3 protein-coding genes are annotated in these 3,618 nt (G+C 56.9%); all 3 read right to left on the bottom strand.

Annotated elements, in window-relative coordinates; genetic code table 11:
- Positions 1-190 precede the first annotated feature (190 nt).
- A complete protein-coding gene (locus ATHL_RS15465) occupies positions 191-2,125 on the bottom strand; it encodes a hypothetical protein (RefSeq protein ID WP_062195702.1) in 1,935 nt (644 codons plus the stop codon).
- Positions 2,126-2,310: 185 nt separating this feature from the next.
- Positions 2,311-3,366 carry an NBR1-Ig-like domain-containing protein gene (locus ATHL_RS15460; protein ID WP_062195700.1) on the bottom strand — a complete coding sequence of 352 codons (1,056 nt, stop codon included), beginning with the start codon at positions 3,364-3,366 and terminating at the stop codon, positions 2,311-2,313.
- A gap of 54 nt (positions 3,367-3,420) precedes the next feature.
- Positions 3,421-3,618 (bottom strand): hypothetical protein (locus ATHL_RS19390; RefSeq protein ID WP_236822411.1); only part of this gene is annotated, 198 nt, incomplete at its 5' end.

Here is a 3,618-nt window from a genome sequence, read left to right as displayed (position 1 = left end):
ACCCCCGGGCGCAGGGGTGGGCGGGGTGAACCCCGGGGCTTCTGGCAGGGCACAGCTCACAAGGCTCACCAGCAATACCAGCCAGAACCCTCTGCTTTGGAAGGCTTTCTGGAGCAATCGGAAGAGGTTCGGCAGGCGCATACAGGGGATATCTCTGGGAAGAGGGCTACGAGGGGTTGGCCGGTTTTTTTTATTTCTTTTCCATGAGGTAAAGCACCCGTGCGGAGCCTTCCAGGGGGTGCTTCTCATGCAGGGTGAAATACCTGGTGAAGGCGCGTTCGAAGCCTTCGGGGGTGTACTCGGGGAAAATATCCTCGCGTGAGTTCAGTAGCCGCTGTACCTGAGAGTCGCCCTTGGGGACGAATTCAATGATCAACCAGCGGCATACCCGGCTGAAGAAAAGGGCGATATCCTCGAGGGGAACATTGTTGGCGATGGCCAGGTGATGGATCAATGCCAGTGCCAGGGCCAGGTCGGCCGGGGCACGTTCCAGGAGCGACGCGCGCTCAGCATGGCTCCATCCCAGCGCCGGACTGGGATTGGTCAGATCGATCACCAGGGGGAGGATGTTTTTTTCCTTTACCTGCCGTACCTGGCGGTAGTTTTTCTCCACCGCCGCCGGGTCAATATCCCAGGAGACTACCAGCCCGCCAGCGCGTGCAACTGCGCGGCTGAACACTCCCGTGTTGGCTCCAAAGTCCCAGGTGAGCCCGGGTTGAATGCGAGACGCCCACGCCGCCACTGCGGCTTCTTTGGCCTCGAAGGCCTGCCGGGTGTAGTTGGTGGAGTCGTAGTAATCGGCCCAGGCAGTTCCCTGGGGGTTCCAGCGCAGAGCGCGCACGGTCGATTGCAGGCTTTCGACGAGCCCCTGCAACGCCAGGCGACTCATGGTGCGCCGGGTGACGGACTCTCCGGCAAACCGCTTCTGCGCCCCCGCATGGAGGTGAAGATGAGCCGCCAGCCCGGGGTTGAGCCGGGTGTGCAGTGGGAGCAGGCGGCTGGCCAGGTCGAGGGGAATGCCGTCGATGTACACACGAAGCAACTGACCAAGGCGCACATCCCGATGGGCCATCAATGCCAGCGGCGCCAGAAAGTGCTGGCAGAATTGCCGGTAAGCCACCCACGGGCTGCCTTCCTGAATCACCTCAAAGGAGAGCGTGTCAATCAGCATTGGGCGGCCGTGATGGAACTGAAGGATAGAGGTGTCTTGCTCGGGGTCGAAGTACACGTCGCTATCGGTGATGTCGATCCAGGGGTAAACCGCCTTGAAGGTCACGGTTTGATACCCCATTTGTTCGAATTCCCGGCGAACCCGGCTGTACTTAAGCAAGCCTTCCAGCTCTTCACTTTTTTCATCGGCCAGTTCCGGGTGCATGGGCACCTGGAGTGCGTCGAGGTAGTCCATGTTCAGCGAGGCCGCCAGAGAAAAGGCGGTGAGGTCGTAATTGGCCTGAGCGCAGGAGTCTACCACGAAGCCGCGCGCTTCCAGCTGACGGACGAACTCGCTGTTGTCAATGCCGATCGAGGCCAGATAATCCTGGCGGCCGTAGGTGTCGAGCAGGATGTAATAGACGTCCCTTCCGCCTTCCTGGTTGCTGGCAGGCTTCTCAGGCCGGGTTTGCGCCTGAGCCTGCAGTGAAGAAGCGCGCCCGAGCTGAAAAATGAGAATCTGGAGTGAGACGAAAAGAACCAGAAATAAGCCGATGACACTGGCGATCTGGTTGAGAGCGTAGAGGGGTTTGCGGGTGCGCCACAGGAGAAAATACAGCCCTATCAGCCCCGCCAGCACCACAGCCAGCAGGGTGCGATGCCGCCCCAGCCATGGCGCCAGCAGGGGTGCCATTTTAACCAGGTTGTAGAAATGCCCGTAGGTAAAGAAGGCCAGCAGGAAGAGACTGGAGCCCAGCCCCGCTTTGATCCAGTTTCTGAAGAGGAGGAGGTTTATCAGCCAGACGATGCCGGTCAGGGCCAGGGTGAGCAGTGCCGAGCGTACGACGGCAAAGGGGGGAATCTGCGAAAGGTTGGCCAGCCAGAGCGCCAGAAGGGGATAAAACCCCCAGAGAAGCGGATGTAAGGGAAGTCTTTCGAGGGGATTCGGGGTGGTGCGGGTTTTCGTGGTTGTCATCGAGGTGTTTCTCAGAAAACCTCATCGGAAAGGAAGAATTTGAAAACCCATTATAAGTAATTTGTATTTAGAAGTGATGTAGAAGCGGATGAATTTGCATGAATTGCCTGTGAAAAAGGCTCTGGTGGAGAATCAAACACAGGCGGTGGAAACCGCCTGTGTTTGGGTTGAGCACGCTTGAGGGGTTATTTGACCACGATGGTGAGGGGCAGGTTGCACAGCGTGGTGCTACCCTGCACGATGGCCCAGGTGGTGGTGTAGGTGCCGGCTTTGTCGGGGGCGAGCATGTCTACGATGATCTTGATGCTTTCGCCGGGTTTGACGGTTTGTTTGAAGTCGAACACCTTGCCGTATTTCTGCATTTCACTCCCGCTGAGGTATTTATAGTCTACCGAAGTCATTTCCCAGTTTTTACTGCCGGTGTTTTTCACCGTCCAGGTGGCATCGAAGTCTTCGCGGGGTTTGAGGGTCTTCGAAGGAGCGGTTGCGGTGATCGAGCAGGCCGTGCCGGTTGGCTGGGGCGGGTCCACGATGACCACCGTGCCGCTGTTGACATTCTTGAAGGCGTTGAAGGCGTATGCACCCTGGTTGCTGTCCAGACGGATGGTGATCATATCCACGTCTCTGACCGATTCGGGCAGGTTCACAGAGAACTTGAACGAACCGCCGTTTCCGGAGTAAAGGGTGCCTGTTTCAACATATTTCTTGAAGAAATCTTTGAAGGGGCCAACCCGCACGGTGAAGGTTTGCCCGGCAGGGAAGCGGTTGGCCTGCACGGTGACGGTTTTGTTCTTTTCAACCCCGATGATGTCAATGTAAGGCTTTCCACCTCCGGCGAGGGGCGCGGGTGTGGCAGTGGGGCTGCTGGTGTTGTTGGTGAACCAGTTGTAACTGAACCACCCTGAGGCGCTTTCCAGGCGGATGGCAATGGTGCGTTCGTTCTTCAAAGTGGCGGGAATGGTGTATTCCGCCTCAAACGACCCGTTGCCAGAATTGGTGGTGGTGACTACCGTCCCGCCAATGCCCTGATGGCCAACCACATCCATCCGTACCGTGAAATCGGTGTTTTTGGGGAAGTTCTCTCCCCGAATTTTCACGCTCTCACCGGCTTTGACGGAGAGGATGGTGATGGTGGGAACGGATGCCGCCAGAGCGGCCTGAGGGAGAGAAGCGGCGATTAAGGCCGCTGCTGCTAACCCTGCCAGAATGCGAGGAATTCGCGATAACCATTGGAACAACATGACTGTACCTCCTGAAGATGGGCCGGGGAACACCCCCGGTTCGTTTTTTTAATGTCAGTTAAAAATGAGACGTTGTTCCTTGCCAGAAGTTCCCGCGTGAGAGATATTTTTGCAGGGTTTTCCTGTCAATGCAAAATAGAAATGTCCCCTGAAATGCAAAATAGAGATGTCCCCTATGAAGAGTGGTGAGACAATGCCAGATGTGTCTTCATAGGGGACATCTCTATTTTGCATTTCAGGGGACATTTCTAT

This window comes from Anaerolinea thermolimosa (assembly GCF_001050195.2).
GTDB classification, from domain to species: Bacteria; Chloroflexota; Anaerolineae; order Anaerolineales; family Anaerolineaceae; genus Anaerolinea; species Anaerolinea thermolimosa.
The sequence above is the reverse complement of the archived record's forward strand: the minus strand, read 5'-3'. Positions and strand labels throughout refer to the sequence as shown.